Source organism: Candidatus Acidiferrales bacterium (genome assembly GCA_035934015.1).
Taxonomy (GTDB): Bacteria; Acidobacteriota; Terriglobia; order Acidiferrales; family UBA7541; genus DAHUXN01.
This window is the reverse complement of sequence record DASYYH010000016.1, coordinates 291,521-311,946: the sequence shown is the minus strand read 5'-3', so window position 1 is coordinate 311,946 and position 20,426 is coordinate 291,521. Positions and strand designations below refer to the sequence as shown.

Genomic DNA, 20,426 nt, shown 5'->3' with positions numbered 1-20,426 from the left:
GATTCGCGGCTTCGAAATCCGACCAGACAAAAGGCCGCGCTAGTTTTCGCGCAGGAATTCGATGCGGGCGGAGGGGGGCATAAGGCCAGCGGATTTGGCGCGGGCGATGAGTTCGTCAACGGCTTTGCGGCCTTCGTCGCCGAAATTGAGCGTCCAGCGATTGACGTACATGCCGACGAATTTGTCGGCGAGCGCAGGATCCATGTCGCGAGCGAATTGCAGCGCGTAATTGAGCGCTTCTTCGCGATGATCGAGCGCGTAGGCGACGCTGCCGCGAATCGCGCCAGCGACCTGTCGAGCAAGATCCTCCCCCAGCGCACGGCGAATGGCGTTGGCGCCGAGCGGAAGCGGCAGGCCGGTCTGCTCCTGCCACCAGAGGCCGAGATCGACGACTTTGTGCGCGCCGGATTGCGCGTAGAGCAACTGGCCTTCGTGAATCAGCAGGCCGGCTTCGACTTCTTTGTTGTTCACGGCGTCGAGAATTTTGTCGAAAGGCATGGTGACGGTTTCGACGCCGGGCTCGAAGAGTTTCAGAACGAGATAAGACGTCGTGCGCGTGCCGGGAATGGCCACGCGGCAGCCCTTCAGTTCGTTTTTCTTCATGGCGCGTGAAGAAACGACGATCGGGCCATAGCCTTCGCCGAAACTGGCGCCGCAATCGAGCAAAATGTATTTGTCCGTGAGAAATGGATAGGCGTAAACGCTGACGGCGGTGACGTCGTACGTCTCGGATTGCGCGGCGCGATTGAGCGATTCGATGTCGGAGAGGATGTGCGTGAATTTGATGCCCGGGACGCGGAGCTTGCCCGTGGCAAGCGCATAGAACATGAAAGCATCGTCGCTATCGGGCGAATGGGCGATGCGGACTTCGGATGTTTGCGTCGTTGCCATGTGAGCAGACATCGGATTTACCTCTCCAGCAGCCATGGACGGACTCCTGCCGGCCCTCGTGCAGATGTCGGGCGGTATTCACAGAGCGGGAACTGGTGTGCTCGGAGTGAATTCCGGCCGGCTGGGGCGCCGTGTCAGACGAGCGATAGGATACCAGAGTGAGGCGCGAGAGGCCAGAGGCGAGCCAAGCCCCCGCGAGCCGCTGGAGCATGACGCGGGGGAGGATTGACGCATCCAAACTTGAAGAGGGCGGGCTGCGCGAGGGGCGTAGCAGCTTTTTGAGAAGAATGAGTGAGAGAATATGCGAGCTGCGCACAATGCGCGGCTCACGCGAGTGGTTGCGGACCAGCCGTGGTTCACAGGGCACAGCAAAATGCACGAATGCAGAATCCGCAGCGGGATTTTGTTATAAGCAAGGGTTACGCAGAGGCCGCTTGTTTCGGAAAAATACAGGCGCGGAGGATTGAGGAGGAAGGGAAATGCGCGCAAGAACGATTTTGATATCACTTGGGATTTTTCTCGCCGGGGCGCTCGTGACGGCGATGCTGACGCCGGCGCCGGCGAACGCCGTTTCGCGCGAGATTATCCAGATTCAGCAGAGCATCAGCCAGATCCTGCAAAACCAGCAGGACGCTCGCAGCGACGTCGATTCGAAACTGGCGTCGATGCAGACGCTGGTGCAGCAGTCGCTCGACGCCTCGGGCCGGCTGAGCCAGACGATGGGAGCGCTGCAGAAAACAGTGCAGGATGCGCAAGCAAACAGCGGCGCGAATAACAGCAACGTCGCGCAGCAGGTGCAGGGCGTCTCCGACAACTTGCAAGACCTGCAAGCGCGCGTCGCAAAACTCGCGCAGCAGATGAGCGACATGGAATCAACGCTGCAATCAATCAACGCGCGCGTGTCGACAGGAGCACCGGCGATGCCGGCGCAGACCAGCACGACTTCGAATATGGAGAGCGCGCCGAGCAGCACGGCTCCGGTGAGCGCTCCTTCCAATGCCGCGCCTCCGGCAGCTTCTCCGGCGCAGCAAACGGCGGCGACGCAGCCCGCAGCGACAACCACGGCGCCCGCAACGACAGCGCCCGCCGCAACGGCGCCCGCTTCGACATTGCCGCCGCCTCCGATTTCCGCGGACACGCTTTACGCCAATGCGCAGCGCGATCTGAACAGCGGCAACAACACGCTCTCACGCCAGGAGTTCAGCGATTACCTGAAGGATTTTCCGAACGGCCCTTTTGCGGCGGATGCGCAATTTTATCTCGGCGAGATTTGCTATGAACAGAGCGACTACAACGGCGCGATCGATGCGTATGACAATGTGATTATGGGTTATCCGAACAGTTTGCGCGTAGCTTCGGCGATGCTCGAAAAGGGGCGCGCCCTCCAGGAAACGGGGAAGAAAGCAAGCGCGCAGGCGGTGTTCCGCCAGTTGGTGCAAAAATTTCCCGGAACGGATGAGGCGAGAAAAGCGCAAGCAGAGCTAAGTCAGCCGCCGCAGCAACAGTAATCTTCCGCTCGGCGCTTCAGAGAGCTCCGGCGCCGGGAGAATTTCCCGAGTTTGCCGGCGTGACCGTGGGATCGTCAACGGTGGCAACGCCGCCGTGTTTGTCCGCCGCATGAATCTTGCCATTTTGATCCAGCAAAAAAGAGCGCTTCCCGGATTTGCCATATTCCGCCGGCATCGCGGCGATTTCGTAGACCGGCGAAGCGGCGTCAGGTGCGGAGACGATGCGATAGCGGAATGTGTAGCCGTTCTTGCTGCCTGAAGCGAGACCGGCATCAATCAATTTCGCCGCCGAAGGCGAAACACCATCCTTCGATGGGCCAAGCTGCACGAGAGATTGCGGCAGATCGCCAAATGCACGCTGATATGTGTCGATGGCCTGAGCCAAATTCTGCAGCGTTTGCATGGCGGACTGCTCGCGATTGAGCAAGTCCTGCACGCCCCATTGCTTCTGCAGCTGGGGAATATCGATCAGCAACAAGCCGATGGAGAGGAGCTTCCAGCTTCCGTCTTCGCGCACGAGGCCGAACTGAATGGAGCCGCCGCCGGTGACACTGATGGGAATGTAAGCGAGATTATCGTGGACGCGGGCTGCGCCGAACGTGAATTGCGCGTTGGCGTCGGAAGCGGCGCAGAGGAGAACCTGCTGGCCTTCTGCACTGGTGGAAAGCAGCGGCTGGCCGGGAACGTCGAGGAGAACGAAACGGCTCATCATTGCGGTGCGTTCGTCGGGAGAAAGTTTGAGGAAAGAATCGGCATTGGCGACGGTCAAATATTTCGCGAAGTTCGCGCCATTTTCGCGGCACGCGGCGGCGAGAGCGGCATTGAGCGCGTCAGCGGGGTCGGATGTGGATTGTGCCGCTGGCCCTGACGAAGATTGCGTTTGAGCCGGAGAGACCGGGCATGCAGATAGCAGCGCGAAGAAAAGCACGGTCGAAGCGGCGAGTATGCGCCCGGCTATGAGCCTCATGCTTTTGCCCTCGAAAAAATCTCCGCGAGGTCTTTCGTGAATTTCGAGCGTGGCATGACTTCGGAGCATCCGGCCTGGCGCGCACGCTGGGCCAGGTCGGTTTGCACGTGCGAAAAGAATGCGACGATGGGGATTTGCGCGTCGCGTGCGCGAAGCGCGGCGATCGCTTCCGTAGGAGACTGGCGCGCGTTCAAGTCCACGACGACGAGCGCGGGCGATTGCTTTGCAAGTTCCGCGAGGAGGGTGTCGCCTGCGGCGAAAGATTTCATTTCCACGCCGAGATGCTTGGCGGTTTCGAGCATTTTGGCTTGAAAGAAAATGTCGTCGACGAGAGCAAAGACTTGCGGCACGAAGCCTCCGGATTCAGAGTCTCACGAACCGAGCGCTCTGACAAACATGAGCGATTGAGCGGCAGATTGCGTCCTGCTTTGCAGGCCGACGGGCGGGGCAAGCCCCGCCCCTGCGAAAAATCCAAAATTTAAGATGCGCAAGGGCGCAAAAAAGCTTTGCAGGCGCGGAACGTTTCGCGGGCGCGGCGAAATGCGGTATAAAGGAACGGTCGCACCAATTCTACGGAGGACGGAGATGAAAGCCGCCATGAATCCCGCGCCGCTGCCCGGGCTTGCGGTGCTCGAGCAGACGCCGATCATTCTGGAAAAAATTGTCTCGCTGGCGAGCGAAGACCAGTTGCACTGGAAGCCGTCGATGGAGCGCTGGTCAATCAGCGAAGTGCTGGCGCATCTGACGGACGTGGAAGTGGCGGGATTTCGCGAGCGCATCGAGCGCATGGTGCAGGAAGAGATGCCGCAATTGGCGATGTACGATCAGGACGCGCAGTATAAGGCCGGGCGATACACCGGCGGAAAAGCGCGAGAGCACCTGAAGGTTTTCTGCCACGAGCGCGACCGCAGCGTTTCCTGGCTGCGCTACATGCCGGAGAGCATCGCGGGCCGCAAGGGACAGCACGAGAAATTCGGGCCGATCACCGTGGCGCAACTGATGAACGAGTGGGCGTTTCACGATCTGGGACACATCCGGCAGATCACGGAGCTCTTCCGCGCCCGCGCGTTCTATCCGGGGATGGGGCCTTTCCAGAAATTCTACAGCGTTAAACCCTGAATCGCATGGAACTCGAGGAAATTCCGCGCCGCGTTCTGGAAGTGTTTGACGAACTGGAACGCGAGGAGCTTGATCTCCACGCGCTGATGGAATTCGCCGCGGGAAACGATCCCGCGCGGCGCGACAACGTCGTGGAAGCTGTCGAGATGCTTACGCGCGAAGGATATCTTGCGCCGGCGGGCGGCGGAGATTTTTACCGGCGCACGGAAGAAGGACGGCTCGCTGTAGCTGGGCCGCACGACGCGACGCTTTATAGCCGTCCGCGATGCCGGCTCTGCGACGAAGCGCGCGTCACCATTGCGCCGATCCTGCGCGAGCATGGTGCGAAGCTGCGCGAAGTGAATATCGACGACGACGCGGAGCTTCTTGAGCTGTACACGAATGATGTGCCTGTGGTGTTTCTGGGCTCGCGCGAAGTTGCGCGGCATCATGTGGACACGGCGCGATTCCGAAAAGCGCTGGAAGACGCCAGCGAGTAAGACGAGTGGCGCCACGAACTGTAGATTTCCTTCAGTGTTTTTCGAAGAGGCGGTTGGCGTCGATGTAGGTCATCTGGCCTTCGAACATGGGATCGAAAGTGCCCGCATCGCGAAGATGCTTGGCGAGGCGCGAGGTAAAACCCATCACGGCGCGCATAGGGCCGGAGCCGACGCTGACGCGAGCGACGCCGAGTTTTTCGAGTTCGCGCGCGGAAGGACCGCCCTTCAGCGCGAGAATATTCAGCGGGCCATGGACGGCGCGAACGAGTTTTTCGATGGTGGGCGCGTCCTTCGGGCCGGGCGCGAAGAGCGATGAAGCGCCGGCGTCGCGATAGGCGTTGAGGCGCTTGGCCGTGGCTTCGACGCGCGAGGCTGGCTCGCCGATTTCTTCGAGATAGATGTCCGTTCGCGCGTTGATGACCAGCGGCACGCCGAGTTTCTTGCCTATTTCCACCATGGCGCGGATTTTTTCCTGCTGCCGAGGAATATCGTAGAGCTTGCCCGTGCCTTCGCCGATAGCGTCTTCCAGATTCAGTCCTACAGCACCGGCTTCGATGACGAGGCGCGCGGTTTCCGCCATTTCATCGGGCGTCGTGCCATAGCCGGCTTCCATATCCGCGGTGACGGGCACAGAAAGCGCGTGAGCGATGCGCGAAACGACTTCGAGCATTTCAGCGCGGGAGATTTTCTGGCCGTCGGGATAGCCGAGAGAGTTAGCGACACCGGCGCTGCTCGTGGCGACGGCGGGGAAACCGGCATCCTCGAAAATGCGCGCGCTCGAGACGTCCCAGGCGTTGGGAAGAAGCAGAATCTTCGGACCATGATGCAGCGAGAGAAAGCGCTGGGCTTTTTCTGATTGGGCTGAGGAGGTCATCTACGTTTGCACTCCGGATTCGTCAAATAAGAGGCCGCCGCAGACAAGCAACAATCCGCCCGCTCCGATTATTTCGTTGCCCAGGAAAAATCCCATCATGCTGGCGCCGGCTAGCGCCTCCACGAGCACGGCCAAACCGCAGAACAGAACAAGTATTCTGCGCAATCTTGTATGAGTGATACCTGCCAGCAGCGCGACCACCGCTGTCACAACCCACTGCCATGCAAGGGAGAGAAAAACGACCCGGAAGGCTGCTTGGAGGTGGGGGTCCAAGTTCGAAGCGCTCAATGCCGGGAAACCCGCTTTGTATCCGCCAACGCAATGAAGCGCAGCGTTAACGAACAGCACCACGCAGCCCAGGATGACGAAAAAGCGCGCAGCCTTGTCGCGGCCATTCATCGAAACCTGCCGAGGGGCGTGGTTCGAGCGAGCATATCTTAGGAAGTTCCTGTGAGCGGCTCGCTAGTGACCTTCTTCGGAGTGCGCGCCGACGGTTTCGTCGGGCACGTCGCCCTCGCGACCCTTCACGCGATCGTAAACGCTGTAATGGCACGTGGAGCCGAGTGCTTCGTTGTAATAGGTCGGCACGCCAAGAGCGTAACGCAATTCCTCGTTGAATTTGCGGAGGTCGGAAAGCTCGGTGACGATGGCGGGGAGTTTCTTGGCATCCTTGGTGATCAGGAATTTCTGGTAGCCGGCGTCCCAGAGTTGCGTGAACTGGCCATTTTTCATAATGGCGGGAAGTTCAGTCATCTGATATTTGCCGTCGGGGGATTTGCGGAACTCGGCGCCGCAATTGTATTTCTCGATGCGCGCTACGCCGCCGGAGCTGCGCACCGTGAAGCCGTGCTGCGGCAACTCCGCTTCGATTTTCTTCGCCGCAAACTTTTCGTTGACGTACCACATGGCTCCAACAGAGTAAGGATTTCGAGGCGGAGTTGTAAAGACAAAAATTCGGCACGCGATTTGGCGAGGAGCCGGTCAGAAGGTGTGGTCGGACGCTTGCGGACGCACCAAATTTCCGATTCCCTACTGAAAACAGGGTGTTTCTGCTAAAGTTTGAGTTATAAGCAAAATACGGTGAATACGGGAGAGGTGTTTCTGCATCCAATGCGGCATGCAGAGCGCGAAAATGTGGCGGGCAGGAGAGGCTGAGTGAGCGCAATGTTGAAGCTTGGACATTCGCTGATCGACAAAATTCACGCGCATGGCGCGCGCGATTATCCGAATGAGTGCTGCGGTGCGCTTCTCGGCCGCGATGAGGGCGCGGATCGCGTCGTCGTAGACCTTATGCCGCTTGCCAATCAGCGAAATGACTCGCCGAGGAATCGGTTTTCGATTGCGCCGCTGGATGTGCAAATGGCAGAGAACGAAGCGAAGGAGAAGGGCTGCAATTTGATCGGATGGTATCACTCGCATCCGGACGCTCCGGCGCGGCCGAGCGAATTCGATCGCGAGCATGCCTGGCCATGGTACAGCTACGTGATTTTTCAGGTGGAGAAAGGCGAGCCGCGGGAAATGCGCTCCTGGCGGCTTGAAGAAGATGGCGGCCAATACGCCGAAGAAGCCATCGAATACATCGCTAGCGCATGAGAAATCTTCGACGAGTCTGAATCGAACTGAAGGAGAGGAAAAATGGGTGTCAAGGTTGTGATTCCGACGCCGTTGCGGCAATTCACGGCGAAACAGGAAAGCGTGGATTTGGAAGCAACGACCGTGGGAGAAGCGCTAAACTCACTGACGTCGCGATATGCGGATCTGCGAAAACATTTGTATTCGGAGGACGGACGGCTGCGGAGTTTTGTCAACGTGTATGTAAACGACGAGGACATTCGTTTTCTGCAGAGGGAAAAAACGGCGCTGGCGCAAGGCGATACGATCAGCATCGTGCCTTCGATTGCCGGCGGCGCGGAACGATAAGCGAAAAGGAAGAGAAAATGGCGACGCGTTTGACAGATTCGGCGACGGCACCCGCAACGCAAGCGGGCCTGAGCAAACAGGAAGTGCTGCGGTACAGCCGGCATTTGATTATGCCGGAAGTGGGCATGGACGGGCAGCTCAAGCTGAAGAAGGCGAAAGTGCTGCTTATCGGTTCGGGCGGATTGGGCGCGCCGCTGGGGCTATATCTTGCGGCGGCGGGAGTCGGGCGGCTCGGCATCGTCGATTTTGACGCGGTGGATTTCACGAATTTGCAGCGGCAGGTCGTGTTTGGAACGAGCGACGTGGGGCGCAGGAAGCTCGAAGCTGCCAGCGCGCGGCTGCGCGATTTGAATCCGGAGATTCAGATCAAGACATTCGAGACGATGCTGACGAGCGAAAACGCGTTGGAGATTCTTCGCGATTACGACATCGTTGTCGATGGCACGGACAATTTCCCGACGCGCTATCTGGTGAATGACGCGTGCGTCCTCCTGGGCAAGCCGAATGTTTATGGCTCGATCTTCCGGTTCGAAGGACAGGCGAGCATTTTCGGGTATCGGGGAGGGCCATGCTATCGCTGCTTGTATCCGGAACCGCCTCCGCCGGGGCTGGTACCGTCGTGCGCCGAAGGCGGTGTGCTGGGCGTGCTGCCGGGAATCATCGGCTGTATTCAGGCCATGGAAACGCTGAAGCTGATTATGGGTAAAGGCGACACGCTCGTTGGCCGCTTGTTGCTCTTCGATGCGCTGGGAATGCGATTCCGGGAATTGAAGCTGCGGAAGAATCCGGAATGTCCGCTCTGCGGCGAACACCGCACGATTACGAAACTGATTGACTACGCCGAATTTTGCGGTATTCGCGGCGAGGAAGCGCCCGCGCCAGCAACGGCGGTTCCGGAAATTACGCCGAAGCAGCTCAAGGGAAGACTCGATCGCGGCGATGATTTGTTTGTTCTGGATGTTCGCGAACCGCACGAATATCAGATCTGCAACTTGCAGGGCTATTTGATTCCGCTCGGCGATCTGCCCAGGCGCGTGAGCGAACTCGACAGTTCGCGCGAGATTGTGGCACACTGCCGCAGCGGGAAGCGTTCTGCGGAAGCCGTCGAATTCCTGAAAAAAGCGGGCTTCCAGAAAATTTGGAATCTCAAGGGCGGAATTCTGGCTTGGTCGGATGAAGTCGATTCGTCCGTACCAAAATACTGAAAAACACACAGGAGCAAAATGGCAGGGACAAGAATTTTGGTCAAAGACAACGGGTCGATCCGAGTCGAAGGCGATTTTGAGATCGTGGATTCGCAAGGCCGCGTGTTCGGACTGGGGGGACGAACGGCGGTCTCGCTCTGCCGCTGCGGACAATCGACCAACAAGCCTTTTTGCGACGGGACGCATAATCAATGCGGGTTTCAAAGCGTGATTGTTGCCCGCGACCTGCCGCCCCCTGCGCCGAAAGTCTGAGATTTGCAGCCGTAGGCAACGTGGATTTCCACAGAAGCCTATGTTCTCCACACGGAATGCATCGCGTCACTTCGTAACATTTTCACCCGGCTAGAACATTCTTCCTTGACTAAATTAGAACAGCCCTCCGTCTGAAATCGAATAAACACTTTATAATAAGTATGATACATAGTACCAGGACTATTGTAAGAACGGCCTCTGGAGTGCTCCCCAATATAGTTTGCGGGCAGTGCAGGTGTGCCTTGGGGGGCCATTGGACAGGCCAGACCAGAAGAAGCCTTCAAACAGACTGTTACATCTGAAATGGGCATTCGTGTGGCTGATCGGAGGAGCGGTCACAGTTGGCCTCCTCTGGTCGCTGCGAACCTCGAGCTACATTCCAGACCCGCTGTTGAGCCGGTATATCCAACTGACAGGAAGCCTGCTGGCGTTCACGTTTGCTGCAAATGCACTGGTGCGCTTTCGCGGAATGCACGATCGCATCACGCTGATTCTGGCATTCGGATTCGGGCTTGCCGGACTGATTGAGATGGGCGCGAATCTGGCGCCGCACGCCGAGGGCGCAGCGCTGGCTGTTCCGCTCTCGTGGATGGTCAGCCGGACGCTACTTGCGGTCTTGCTCGTGGTGGCGCTGCTCGTGGAGCGAAGCCTGCCGCTTTCGCGGGAGCCGAACAAAGAAATCGCCTGGGCGCTGCTCGTTGTGGGACTGATTTCGTATCTGACGAGCGTGGTTTTTTTCGCCGCGCCGGTAGCGCCGGAGATTTACCCGCACGCACTTCTGGCGCGACCGTGGGATTTATTGCCGGCGTCCATTTATTTTGTTGCGACGCTGGGATTCTGGAAGCGGCTGAAGCGCACGGAGTCCGCGCTGGATCGGGCGCTGTTTCTGGCGGCGGCGGTGAATGTCGCGTGCCACCTGGCGATGACGCAAGCGGCGAGCCATTTCAATGCTGCGTCGGGCGCGGCGGAGGTATTGGAAGCGACAGGTTATGCGATCGTGCTGGCGGGAGCGCTGCTCGATAACGCGAATCTCTTCGATCAGGTCAGCCGGCTGGCGATCAGCGATCCTTTGACTGGACTTGCGAATTACCGCCGGCTGCTGGAAGTGATGGAAAGAGAACTGCTGCGCGCGCAGCGCACGGGTCGCGGATTTGCCGTGTTGCTGCTGGACCTCGACCACCTGAAGCAAATCAACGACGTTCATGGCCATTTGACCGGCAGCCAGGCGCTGAAGCGCCTGGGAAATGTGCTGCGCCAGCATTGCCGCGCGATGGATACGGCGGCGCGATACGGCGGAGATGAATTCGCGCTGGTGCTGCCAGAAGCGGAAGAAGCCGTTGCTGTGCAAGTGGCGCATCGAATTCGCAAGCGTTTGGCCGAGGACGGGCACGAGCCGAAAATCACCGTCAGCGCAGGGGTGGCCATTTATCCGCGCGACGGCTTGACGATCGAGAAATTGCTGCACTCGGCGGACAACGCTTTGTATGCGATGAAGGGCAGGCGGGCTCCATTGGGAAATGGGACAGGCATGGAAGGTAGTTATCTCGGTGAACAGGGGGCAGGGGAATGGGGATCCGAGGAAGGGCAAAGGCGAGGAATTACCAAATAGAACGACGCGAAGCACGCGTGCCGATGGAAGTCGGAGTGAAGATCTCGGGCAATACATTTTTGCCCGGGCAGGAAGCGACGTTCACGGAAAACGTCAGCTCGCGAGGTGCGCGAGTGCGCAGCGTGCGGCGCTGGCGAATCGGCGAAAGCATTTCCGTATCGTCGCTGACGGGGAATTTCCGGTCACTGGCGCGAGTGGCTTACTGCGAACCCACGCGAGGAACAGGATTCGCCGTTGGAGTCGAATTCCTGGAACTGGAAGGGCAGTGGGTGATCGCGTCGGGCGCTTCGGCAGCGTGAAAAAACGCTCGTTTGGGATCGGCGGGCGACGGTAGCTACCCGATTCCGCCTCGCGTCTTATTGCACGAAGCCGACGGTCGGTTCAGGAGTGGGGCCCGGACCTTCGGCGATGGGCCCGAACTGCGCTTCATAGCGAGTGATGTTCTCGCTCAGCGCGCGCATCAATCGCTTGGCGTGGCCGGGACTGACGATGACGCTGCTCACCAGCTTGCCCTGCGGCACACTCGGAAAAATATAGATGAAATTGAGCGTGAATTCCTCGGCATTGTGGTGAATCATCACGAGATTTGAGTACTGCCCGACCAGTTCTTTCTCGTCCGCTTTGATCTGCACCTGCTGCGGTTTTGGGCCTTCGGCCATGGAACCCTCCCGGAAGTCGCGACCACTATAGCAGAAGGTTTCGGCGGAATGCGCCGGGCCAAAGCGCATTTTGGTTTTCGGCATGAACGCGAACAACGCGGATTGACGCCCGCACGGGTTAAGTGTAGTTTATTCCATTAGTTCATTGGCATTAACTCATGCCGCACAAGAAAAATTCACACAAGACGGCTTCTTTCGAGACGGTGCAGCTCACAACGGAATCCGCTGTTGCATCTTCCCTCGCGCGAGACCTTGTCGGCCAGCTTACGCACGAAGATGTGGACCGTGCCCGCGATCGCTGGCGCGTGGCGCGAGCGCGGTGGTTCGGACGCGGATGGAAATCGCTGGGGGGGTTGCGCATTCTCTGGCTTCTTGTGGGGCCGGGCGTGCTGGTGTTCCTGGGCGAAAACGACGCGCCAAGCATGCTTTCGTATTCGGCGGATGGCGCGCGTTACGGAATCGGTTTTTTCATTCCCTTTGTCGTGCTGACATTCGCGATGGGATTTATCGTGCAGGAAATGACCGTGCGGCTGGGCGCCGTGACGCATCGCGGCCACGCCGAATTGATCTTCGACCGCTTCGGCAGGTTCTGGGGATTATTTTCGATGGCCGATCTGGTCTTCGGAAATTTTCTGACGCTCGTGGCGGAGTTCATCGGCGTGCGCGCGGGATTGAGTTTTTTCGGCATACGGCCGGGGATTGCGGTGGGCGGCGCGCTGCTGCTGGTCCTGGCGGTGATCACCACGGGACGCTATTGGACATGGGAACGCATCACCATGGGGCTGGCGATTTTCAACGGGCTTTTCATACCGGCGGCCCTGCTGGCGCATCCCAATTGGCCAGCCGTCGGCCATGCGCTGCTGACGTGGTCTCCGCTGCCCAGTGGCGACCGGTCGGAAATCGTGCTGCTGATTTTGTCGACGATTGGCGCCACCGTGACGCCGTGGATGCTTTTCTTCCAGCAAAGCGCAGTGGTCGACAAGGGAATGCAGCCACGCGACATCAAAGCCGGGCGCGCGGACACTCTGCTCGGCACGGTGCTGGCCACTGTATTCGCGATAGCCGCAATTCTCGCAACCGTGCCGCTGTTTCATCACGGAATTAACGCGGCGGATTTCGAGTATGCGCAATTCGCACAGGCGCTCGTGCCGTGGCTGGGCCATGTGGGTGGGGCGCTCGTTGCGCTGGGAATGTTCGAAGCGGGAATCGTGGCGGCGATCGCGATTTCGACTTCGTCGGCCTACGCATTCGGCGAAGTTTTCGGGACGGCGCACAGCTTGAACCGGCCGTTTCGCGAGGCGTGGCCGTTTTATTTGATTTTGCTTGGCTCCGCGTGCGCGGCAGCGGCTCTGGTATTGATTCCGCACGCGCCGCTGGAATTCATCGTGCTGATCGTCAATGTGATCGCGGTGCTGGCGATGCCGCCGGCTCTGGTGTTTCTGCTGATGCTGGTCAATGACCGCGAACTAATGGGCGAGCACGGCAACAATTTCGGCATGAATCTGGCGGGCGTCACGGTGACGGTGCTTCTCGTCATCGCAGGACTGGGATTCGCGATTGCGACGGTGATGCCAGGTTTGCTGGGCGGCTGAAACTGCGCGGCAGAAGAGCGAAACGATGACAAGAGCTAATCGAGGAATCGAGTGATGAATGACGAGGCGAAGTTTCGAAAGCAGGCGGCGGAAACAGAACCCGCAGTGGCAGCGGAAGCGCGGCCGGATCTCGGAGATCCGAACGTTGTCTTGTCGCTTCTTGAAGCGGACCAGGTCGTCGCGGCGAAAACTCATACGCGATTCGGGCCGCGAAAACTTTCCGTAGGAATGCGGGCGATGCTCTGGGGAATGCGCATCTACGTCTTCGTGATGCTCGTGATTGTGCTGATTTCCGTGCTGCGCGCGCTGCATCGCTCACCTTGAGCGGAAATCTCTCCCTCAGAAACGAGTCCTTCAGGCAATAATAACGAGGGAGTTCAAATTTCTACCGAAGCGGGAGCGGATTTGCGTATTTCGGAAATTATCCGGAAGTATCTTGCGATGGCGGGACTGGCGTTGGGCATTTCCGCGACGTGTTTGGGCTGCGGAGGATGGAACGTGCCACCGAACGCGAACGAGTTGAAGAATCCCGTGCCTGCGAATGCGGCGACGCTTGCGGACGCACGTGCGACGTACGTGCAATATTGCGAGAAGTGCCACGGAGCGAATGGTGACGGGAAGAAGCCGCCGGGCTCGATGTATTCTTACAACACGCCGCCGACGAACTTCACGAACGCGCGGCTGATGGACGGGATGAACGACGGCGAAATTTTTTGGAAGCTGACCAACGGACGAAAACCAATGCCGTCGTTCAAGAATCGGCTGACGGACGAGCAGCGCTGGGAGCTCGTGGACCTACTGCGCAATTTCGCACATCCGGCGAGCCCGTCCGCAGAGAAATGAACGCGCAGTGCTAACCGACTTTCGCGAGCGCTTCGGCGACTTCCTTTAGATCAGGGACCTGCAAGATTTCGTAATTCTTGAACCACGCTACTTTTCCATTGCGGTCGATAATCGCGATGGAGCGGCCAGTGATTCCTTTCTCCGGCAGATAGACGCCGAATTTTTCGGCCACGGCGCCGCGCGGGTGAAAATCGGCAAGCAGAGGATAGTGAATGCCCATTTTGTCGGCCCAGGCTTTGTGCGACCAGACGCTGTCAACGGAAAGGCCGAGAACCTGCGCGTTGAGCTTCTCGAAATTCTTCATGTCATTGACGAAGCAGATGTGCTCATTGGTGCAGACAGGACTCCAATCGAGCGGATAAAAAACGATGACGACGTTTTTCTTGCCTTTGAAATCGCTGAGTTTGATTTCCTTCTGGTCCTGATCCTTCAGCGTGAATTCCGGCGCGGGAGATCCCACGGCAATCGGCATGATGCCTCCTTGAATTTTTCTGCGATGATGGCGCTGGCGAATCGCTCCGCCTGAGAAGCGATTTATAATAACCGAAGCGTGCGACGAGACACAAACGTGGCATTCGTGCCCGGCCTGCGAGTGCGCTAACATAACGCCGTGGCGCGTTTGAGCTATGCAGCAGCGTATCCAGAGCTTTTTTTCCGGCGGCGGACGGCCAACTGGCTTTCGCGCTTGATCCGCATGCCCGCGGAATGTGTGCATCTAGAGGGGCATCCGCCGTGGATGGCCACGTTTCTGCCGGACAATCTTTTTCTGCAAGGCAAGAATGTGCGCGTGCGCGAGCCGCAGCGGCCGGAAGTGTCCCTGTGCCGCGAATGCCTATGCCGGACGCTGGAAAAAGGACTGGCATGCTACGTGGGCCGCGTGGTCGCGTTCGAACCGGACGGCGAGTCCATGACGCAATATTTTTTCGTGGCTGCGCCGGACTTGGACGCGGCAGGCGTCGAACCGGCAGTGGCGGAGGCGATTGGCGGAAGACTGGGTCGACTGGATGGCACGCAGCCGTGCCAGGAATGCACGCGAACTGCGACCTGGCTGTGGTTTTCGCGCGAGCAGGTTGCCAATCTCGATGAGACAGCGAAGATTGCTTCAGCCAGCGGAGAACATTTCTGCGCGGAGCACGGAACGAAGAAACTCTGCCAGGCCCTTGGGTCCACCGAGCATGCGAATCTGTTTTACGTCAACGCGGCTTACGGCGAGAGCGGAGCTTTTTTGTGGATTTGATTTTCGGTCTTGCAGTGGCCTGCGAAAGCGCTGCGCGAGTTTTTTGTGGCAATTTTTCAACGACCAAATCATAAGAAGTCTGTAAAAGGCGCTCGAGTTCCGCGGAACTCAATGCTTCTTGTGTTTGGAGAGCGATCCAGAAATAGCGCGCGGAATAAGGCGCGGGAATAATGCCCGGGCGCTCGGTCAATTCCGCGAATTCCTCCGGCGTGCATTTGAACGACAGCCAGACGGGCGCCGGTTCGAGCACCAGCACGGCAAACATTTTCCCGCCGACTTTGAAAACCAGATCGTCGCCCCACTGAATGGATTCGGTGGCGTGCGGCATCGCCATGCAAAATTTGCGTACCCAGTCGACGTTCACTTCACGACTCCCTATTTGTGGTTCTGGTTTCGCTGCTGATTCGATTCGCCGGTACCGACGCAAGAGAGCTTAAATGAAAATGCCGCAGAACGCGACCGGTTCTGCGGCACGAAGTTGGAGGCCGAGGCTCGTTATTTCTGCGCGACGGCGACTTGCTGCAGCCGCTGGCCAAGCTTTTCGTGCTGGTCGCGAAGAGCTTGCGGCAAACGCTTGCCAAATTTCTCGAAGAATTTGCCAATTCCTTCGTGCTCGTCCGCCCATGCAGCCGAATCAACGCTGAGAAGTTTTTCCAGGGCGTCGGAGGAGATATCCAGGCCATCGAGCGTCAGCGAACCGGTCGTGGGTACATTGCCAATGGGGGTTTCGCGCGCCTGAGCGCGGCCTTCGATGCGGTCCAGCATCCATTTGAGAACGCGCACGTTTTCACCATAGCCGGGCCAGAGGAATTTGCCATCGTCGCCTTTGCGGAACCAATTGACGTGGAAAATCTTGGGCGGATTTTTGACGCGCTTGCCCATTTCGAGCCAGTGGCCAAAATAATCCGCCATGTTGTAACCGCAGAAGGGAAGCATCGCCATGGGATCGCGGCGCGTCACGCCCACGGCGCCGGTTGCGGCGGCGGTCGTTTCTGAGGCCATCGCTGCGCCGACGAATACGCCGTGCTCCCAGTTGCGCGCTTCAAAAACGAGAGGCGCCACTTTGGCGCGGCGTCCGCCGAAGATAATGGCGGAAATCGGCACGCCTTCGGGGTCCTCGAAATGTTTAGAGATCGAAGGCGACTGCTTGGCGGCGACGGTGTAGCGGGAATTTGGATGAGCGGCGGGACCTTTGCTCGGAGTCCACTTCTCGCCTTTCCAGTCGGTCATGCTGGCTGGAATAGAGCCGTCCATGCCTTCCCACCAGGGTTCGCTGTCGGCGGTCATGGCAACGTTCGTGAAAATCGTGTCGTGGCGCAGAGCCGTCATGACGTTGGGATTGGTCTTTCCATTTGTGCCCGGCGCGACGCCGAAGAATCCGTTTTCGGGATTGATCGCTCGCAGCATGCCGTCGCCACCGACGTGCAGCCAGGCGATGTCGTCGCCAATCGTCCAGACGCGATACCCTTGCTTTTCGAGCGGCGAAACGAGCATGGCGAGATTGGTCTTGCCGCAGGCGCTGGGAAATGCGGCGCACATGTAGGTCACTTTGCCGGAGGGATCTTCGAGGCCAAGAATCAGCGTGTGCTCGGCCATCCAGGAATTCTGCCGCGCCATCCAGCTGGCGATGCGCAGAGCAAAACATTTCTTGCCGAGCAGCGCATTTCCGCCATAGCCCGAGCCGACGCTCCAGATCAATTTCTCTTCGGGGAAGTGAAGTACAAGGCGGTGCTGCGGATCCATGTCGCCAAGAGAGTGAAGGCCGGGAACAAAATCGTCGGAACTGCCGAGTCGGTCGAGGGCGGTCTTGCCCATTCGAGACATGATGCGCATGCTGGCTGCGACGTACGCGCTGTCCGTGATTTCGACGCCGATTTTGCTGTAGGGAGATTTTTCAGGGCCGAGGATGTAAGGCACGACGTACATCGTGCGGCCCTTCATCGAGCCGCGGAAAAAAACTTCGGCCTTTTGCTTGGCTTCTTCGGGGGCCATCCAGTTGTTCGTGGGGCCGGCGTCTGATTTTTCGCGTGTGCAGATGAACGTCACGCTCTCGGTGCGGGCTACATCATTTGGATTGCTGCGGTGAAGATAACATTTGGGATGAGTCGTAGCATTGAGGCTGACAAGGGAGCTGTCGCGCAACATTCCTTCGATAATTCCCTGATATTCGCTTGCCGAGCCGTCGCACCAGACGATTTGTTTCGGCGTCGTTAGGCGTGTTACGTCCTCAACCCACCGTTCCAGCGGAGTTGGCACATTCCCTCCTAATTTGGTTGGCGCGGGGAAAGTTGCCCGACCGTCCGGAGGGGCCTTCGCGCGTCGCGTCTGAAGAGCTAAAAATGCAAATATTCCAAGTAAAAGTCTATTCCGCCGAAGAATGAAATGCAATCAAAAGCAAGGTACTGGGTCAGTTTGAATTTCTTTCATATTGACGCCCTTTCTCCCGCGATGCTACCTTCTGCCTATGCCTGACCGGTCAAAGAAGAGACCACGTGACCCGAACCAGCTTGCCTACCAAGTCATGCTCGAATCCACAGGCCAAGCTCCGAAATATCAGCCGCCAGCAGAGAGGCCCAAGAACCCTGCCGCTGTCGCCCTGGGGCGTCTCGGCGGTCTCAAGGGCGGCCATGCTAGAGCGGCCAAACTCAGTCGCCGGAAACGCTCCCAGATCGCCGCTAAAGCAGCTAAGGCGAGATGGAACAAGTAAACATGGCCAAGTGCCCCAAATGCGGCAGTCCAATTAGCTTCGTCACCGCAGAATCCATCGAAATCATAGAACGCCACGTCAAGTCCTCCGGCGTAGCTTTCGTTTGCCCGCAGTGCCACTCAATTCTAAGCGTGATGGATGAGGATTCTTTAACGGATGCAATCGTTGCGAGGATACGTGACTTCTGGCAAACCGAGACTTAGACCTCTTCAAGTACACAGCGGCTTTGCGCGCAAAATGCTTCGACAGGGCCTCCGAGATATAGTCTCCCAAAGACACCCCCTTTAGCGTTGCCTGTCCTGAATCCCAATCGATGGTTATCACTGTTTGTCTCTTAAACCTTTTAGAACCCATGATTTACAACCATCCATTTTCTACTTGACATTATGCTTGACCGCTGCTAGAATATTCACATTATGAACAGACTGACAACGGAAAAGCGGCGTCAAGTGATTGCGAGCCTCGTTGAGGGAAACGGCATCCGCGCGACCGTTCGCATGACGGGCGTGTCCAAGAACACGATTGCGAAATTGCTTGTGGAGCTTGGGGCGGCGTGCTCGGATTACCTCAATAAGGCTCTGGTTAATTTGAACTGCAAGCGAATCCAGTGCGACGAAATCTGGTCGTTCTGTTATGCCAAAGAAAAGAATGTGCCAGAAGAAAAGCGCGGACTGTTCGGCTACGGTGACGTTTGGACATGGGTCGGAATGGACGCCGACAGCAAACTGATTGTCTCTTGGCTCGTTGCTGACCGCGATGCGGGAAGCGCCTATGGCTTTATGCAGGATTTGGCGAAGCGCCTTGCGAATCGCGTGCAACTGACCACCGACGGTCATCGCGCATATCTGAACGCTGTGGAAGATAGTTTTGGTAGCGAGATCGACTATGCAATGCTGGTAAAACTCTACGGAAATGATGCGACGAACGACACGCGATACAGCCCCGCAGAATGCATTGGATGCCGTGAAGTCGCTGTGAGCGGGAAGCCAGACCCCAAGCATATCTCTACCAGCTTTGTTGAGCGGCAGAACCTCACCATGCGAATGCACATGCGCCGATTCACTCGGCTTACCAACGCCCACTCCAAAAAAGTTGAGAACCATATCGCGTCCATCGCCATTCACTATATGCATTACAACTTCTGCCGGATTCACGAAACGCTGCGAGTTACCCCCGCAATGGAAGCGGGAGTCGCAGACCACGTTTGGTCTATCGAAGAGATGATAAGTTTGCTGGACGGTGTTCATGCTGTTAAACCGCTTGAGGCAGCGTAATCTTTGAGCCATGCAGGTACTTTCAAACGCTCTGCCCAGCAAGAATGAATGGCATCTTTCAAATCTGGAATGCCCGCCTGAATCTCGGCGATGGATTCTTTGGACAAGAACTTGAGCAATCCATTCGGGCAAATGAAAACCATGTCGTTTCCATGCCCTACTCCCGATGCATATTTTTCCGCTTCTTTCAAAATGAATGAGGCAAGTACCGCGAGATAATCGTCTTGCGCTCCATGCTTGTAGAGATAACTTGCGAAATAATCCGAAAGCAATTTCCCCGTTCCAACAGCGGCATAATAGCCTTCCTCAATCAAGGTGCTCCTATCTGTCCGGTAGAGAATCGGAATGCTGTTTTGCTTACGGAGCGCGACAACGATGAGTAGATACAGCGGAAAGTTCTTCAAATCATTTTTATGCTTCGCATGGATCGTTCTCAGGCTTGATTCAATAACGGAGCGATGTTCAACCTCAATGTCCCTCTTGTCGAGGTTGGCGGCCCTTTGCAGGTCGCGATTGATTTCCGCCCATGCGTCCATAACTGCTGTAGTAAGCCCAGCGCCAGCGATGAACAGCTCAAATTGATGGAATCCCGCCCGAAAAATCTTATCTACTTCCCTTTTTGTATAGCTGTCATCCTCTTCACGGTCAGCGCAGAGCAGGATTCCGGTATTCCGGCATCGGAAAGCGGCAACGAGGGTCATGGCCGTTGGCCTCCTCTGTAGCCGCTGTCTAGGTATCGGTCGCGGGAAGGAAAGCGGGAGCGGCTTAGCGAGCCTCATCTAAGCACACCCCCGTGCGGGAAGGCAATTCGGATGCCGAACATAGGAGTCGAGCAGAGCGGCGAAATTCAAACTGACCCAGTACCAAAAGCAAGGAAGCAGCGCGGTTCGTATGTGCCGTCGAGGTTAACAACTGTGAAGCGCGGTTTCGCGGGGAACGGCCGTCAAATCGCGGAGCCGGCGACGATTGCAAACAGCCGCGATGCTATACTGCGGACATGTACGCGCGAAAACTCCGCGTGGATGTGGTGATCGACGGCGAGCGCAAAGCATGTCCGCTCGACTGGCTGGACGCGTTTTGCATGCGCAATTTCACTGGCTCGGCGGAGTTTGACGATACGCTGCCGGCAGGCGACGGCCAAATCGAAGCGAGCCTGCGTGTGGAACCGGCGCGCTTCGCAGCGGAGTTTGGCGAGTGGCTAACGAAGCGCGGCAAAGCAAATGGCAAGCCGGTACGCGTGGAAGTCAAAGTCGAGTAACCCTGCCGCGGTTTGAAAAATCGAAAAACAAA

General features: G+C 57.8%; 26 protein-coding genes. 15 read left to right on the top strand and 11 right to left on the bottom strand.

The genetic code is table 11. The features are described from left to right. Window positions 1-39: 39 nt before the first annotated feature. On the bottom strand, window positions 40-927 hold the full coding sequence (locus VGR81_08650) for an MqnA/MqnD/SBP family protein (protein ID HEV2289007.1): 888 nt from the start codon (window positions 925-927) through the stop codon (window positions 40-42). A gap of 443 nt (window positions 928-1,370) precedes the next feature. Between VGR81_08650 and ybgF the strand changes: the two genes are divergently transcribed. Then, window positions 1,371-2,399 carry a tol-pal system protein YbgF gene (gene ybgF / locus VGR81_08645; protein HEV2289006.1) on the top strand — a complete coding sequence of 343 codons (1,029 nt, stop codon included), beginning with the start codon at window positions 1,371-1,373 and terminating at the stop codon, window positions 2,397-2,399. Between the two features lie 16 nt (window positions 2,400-2,415). On the opposite strand, the gene VGR81_08640 is transcribed toward ybgF, so the two are convergent. Further along, window positions 2,416-3,366, bottom strand: a complete 951-nt coding sequence (locus VGR81_08640) for a hypothetical protein (GenBank protein ID HEV2289005.1) — start codon at window positions 3,364-3,366, stop codon at window positions 2,416-2,418. Continuing rightward, window positions 3,363-3,716 carry a hypothetical protein gene (locus tag VGR81_08635; GenBank protein ID HEV2289004.1) on the bottom strand — a complete coding sequence of 118 codons (354 nt, stop codon included), beginning with the start codon at window positions 3,714-3,716 and terminating at the stop codon, window positions 3,363-3,365. The genes VGR81_08640 and VGR81_08635 overlap by 4 nt, the downstream gene beginning before the upstream one ends. 235 nt (window positions 3,717-3,951) lie before the next feature. Here VGR81_08635 and VGR81_08630 point away from each other — a divergent pair, with 235 nt between their 5' ends. Further along, window positions 3,952-4,485, top strand: coding sequence for a DinB family protein (locus VGR81_08630; protein ID HEV2289003.1), 534 nt, complete (start codon window positions 3,952-3,954; stop codon window positions 4,483-4,485). A 5-nt stretch (window positions 4,486-4,490) separates the two neighbouring features. Continuing rightward, a complete protein-coding gene (locus VGR81_08625) occupies window positions 4,491-4,964 on the top strand; it encodes a glutaredoxin family protein (GenBank protein ID HEV2289002.1) in 474 nt (157 codons plus the stop codon). 31 nt (window positions 4,965-4,995) lie between these two features. Here the strand turns inward: VGR81_08625 and VGR81_08620 are convergent, their stop codons facing one another. From VGR81_08620 to VGR81_08610, 3 genes are all read right to left on the bottom strand, one after another. Next, window positions 4,996-5,838 (bottom strand): isocitrate lyase/phosphoenolpyruvate mutase family protein, encoded by an 843-nt coding sequence (locus VGR81_08620; GenBank protein ID HEV2289001.1) that lies wholly within the window; start codon window positions 5,836-5,838, stop codon window positions 4,996-4,998. Beyond that, window positions 5,839-6,237: a hypothetical protein gene (locus VGR81_08615; GenBank protein HEV2289000.1), complete on the bottom strand. Its 399-nt coding sequence runs from the start codon at window positions 6,235-6,237 to the stop codon at window positions 5,839-5,841. A 63-nt stretch (window positions 6,238-6,300) separates the two neighbouring features. After that, complete coding sequence (locus VGR81_08610) at window positions 6,301-6,744, bottom strand: hypothetical protein (protein ID HEV2288999.1); 444 nt, start codon at window positions 6,742-6,744, stop codon at window positions 6,301-6,303. A 258-nt stretch (window positions 6,745-7,002) separates the two neighbouring features. Between VGR81_08610 and VGR81_08605 the strand changes: the two genes are divergently transcribed. From VGR81_08605 to VGR81_08580, 6 genes are all read left to right on the top strand, one after another. Next, complete coding sequence (locus tag VGR81_08605; GenBank protein HEV2288998.1) at window positions 7,003-7,431, top strand: M67 family metallopeptidase; 429 nt, start codon at window positions 7,003-7,005, stop codon at window positions 7,429-7,431. A gap of 42 nt (window positions 7,432-7,473) precedes the next feature. Then, window positions 7,474-7,758: a MoaD/ThiS family protein gene (locus tag VGR81_08600; protein ID HEV2288997.1), complete on the top strand. Its 285-nt coding sequence runs from the start codon at window positions 7,474-7,476 to the stop codon at window positions 7,756-7,758. Between the two features lie 17 nt (window positions 7,759-7,775). Next, entirely contained in the window at window positions 7,776-8,963 is a 1,188-nt protein-coding gene (gene moeB / locus VGR81_08595; GenBank protein HEV2288996.1) for a molybdopterin-synthase adenylyltransferase MoeB, read from the top strand. An 18-nt stretch (window positions 8,964-8,981) separates the two neighbouring features. Next, window positions 8,982-9,215, top strand: a complete 234-nt coding sequence (locus tag VGR81_08590) for a CDGSH iron-sulfur domain-containing protein (GenBank protein HEV2288995.1) — start codon at window positions 8,982-8,984, stop codon at window positions 9,213-9,215. A gap of 313 nt (window positions 9,216-9,528) precedes the next feature. Beyond that, window positions 9,529-10,824 carry a GGDEF domain-containing protein gene (locus tag VGR81_08585; GenBank protein HEV2288994.1) on the top strand — a complete coding sequence of 432 codons (1,296 nt, stop codon included), beginning with the start codon at window positions 9,529-9,531 and terminating at the stop codon, window positions 10,822-10,824. Then, window positions 10,782-11,123, top strand: a complete 342-nt coding sequence (locus VGR81_08580; protein HEV2288993.1) for a PilZ domain-containing protein — start codon at window positions 10,782-10,784, stop codon at window positions 11,121-11,123. Before VGR81_08585 ends, VGR81_08580 begins: the two co-directional genes overlap by 43 nt. A gap of 57 nt (window positions 11,124-11,180) precedes the next feature. On the opposite strand, the gene VGR81_08575 is transcribed toward VGR81_08580, so the two are convergent. Continuing rightward, on the bottom strand, window positions 11,181-11,483 hold the full coding sequence (locus VGR81_08575) for a DUF3467 domain-containing protein (GenBank protein ID HEV2288992.1): 303 nt from the start codon (window positions 11,481-11,483) through the stop codon (window positions 11,181-11,183). A 158-nt stretch (window positions 11,484-11,641) separates the two neighbouring features. Between VGR81_08575 and VGR81_08570 the strand changes: the two genes are divergently transcribed. The 3 genes from VGR81_08570 to VGR81_08560 all read left to right on the top strand — a co-directional run bounded on the left by VGR81_08570 (window position 11,642) and on the right by VGR81_08560 (window position 13,918). Beyond that, a complete protein-coding gene (locus VGR81_08570) occupies window positions 11,642-13,075 on the top strand; it encodes a divalent metal cation transporter (protein ID HEV2288991.1) in 1,434 nt (477 codons plus the stop codon). Window positions 13,076-13,129: 54 nt separating this feature from the next. Beyond that, window positions 13,130-13,399, top strand: a complete 270-nt coding sequence (locus VGR81_08565; protein ID HEV2288990.1) for a hypothetical protein — start codon at window positions 13,130-13,132, stop codon at window positions 13,397-13,399. Window positions 13,400-13,480: 81 nt separating this feature from the next. After that, window positions 13,481-13,918, top strand: coding sequence for a cytochrome c (locus VGR81_08560; GenBank protein HEV2288989.1), 438 nt, complete (start codon window positions 13,481-13,483; stop codon window positions 13,916-13,918). 10 nt (window positions 13,919-13,928) lie between these two features. Here VGR81_08560 and VGR81_08555 read toward each other — a convergent pair whose 3' ends face one another. Continuing rightward, window positions 13,929-14,390: a peroxiredoxin gene (locus VGR81_08555; protein HEV2288988.1), complete on the bottom strand. Its 462-nt coding sequence runs from the start codon at window positions 14,388-14,390 to the stop codon at window positions 13,929-13,931. Window positions 14,391-14,537: 147 nt separating this feature from the next. Between VGR81_08555 and VGR81_08550 the strand changes: the two genes are divergently transcribed. Continuing rightward, window positions 14,538-15,155, top strand: a complete 618-nt coding sequence (locus VGR81_08550; protein HEV2288987.1) for a hypothetical protein — start codon at window positions 14,538-14,540, stop codon at window positions 15,153-15,155. Here the strand turns inward: VGR81_08550 and VGR81_08545 are convergent. Continuing rightward, complete coding sequence (locus tag VGR81_08545; GenBank protein HEV2288986.1) at window positions 15,112-15,519, bottom strand: MmcQ/YjbR family DNA-binding protein; 408 nt, start codon at window positions 15,517-15,519, stop codon at window positions 15,112-15,114. The two genes, VGR81_08550 and VGR81_08545, sit on opposite strands and share 44 nt — an antisense overlap. A 131-nt stretch (window positions 15,520-15,650) precedes the next feature. Further along, on the bottom strand, window positions 15,651-17,411 hold the full coding sequence (locus VGR81_08540; protein ID HEV2288985.1) for a phosphoenolpyruvate carboxykinase (GTP): 1,761 nt from the start codon (window positions 17,409-17,411) through the stop codon (window positions 15,651-15,653). A gap of 867 nt (window positions 17,412-18,278) precedes the next feature. Here VGR81_08540 and VGR81_08535 point away from each other — a divergent pair. Then, on the top strand, window positions 18,279-19,136 hold the full coding sequence (locus tag VGR81_08535) for an IS1 family transposase (GenBank protein ID HEV2288984.1): 858 nt from the start codon (window positions 18,279-18,281) through the stop codon (window positions 19,134-19,136). Here VGR81_08535 and VGR81_08530 read toward each other — a convergent pair. After that, a complete protein-coding gene (locus VGR81_08530; GenBank protein ID HEV2288983.1) occupies window positions 19,106-19,837 on the bottom strand; it encodes a hypothetical protein in 732 nt (243 codons plus the stop codon). The two genes, VGR81_08535 and VGR81_08530, sit on opposite strands and share 31 nt — an antisense overlap. Before the next feature lie 296 nt (window positions 19,838-20,133). Between VGR81_08530 and VGR81_08525 the strand changes: the two genes are divergently transcribed. Further along, a complete protein-coding gene (locus VGR81_08525; protein ID HEV2288982.1) occupies window positions 20,134-20,394 on the top strand; it encodes a hypothetical protein in 261 nt (86 codons plus the stop codon). Window positions 20,395-20,426: the final 32 nt, after the last annotated feature.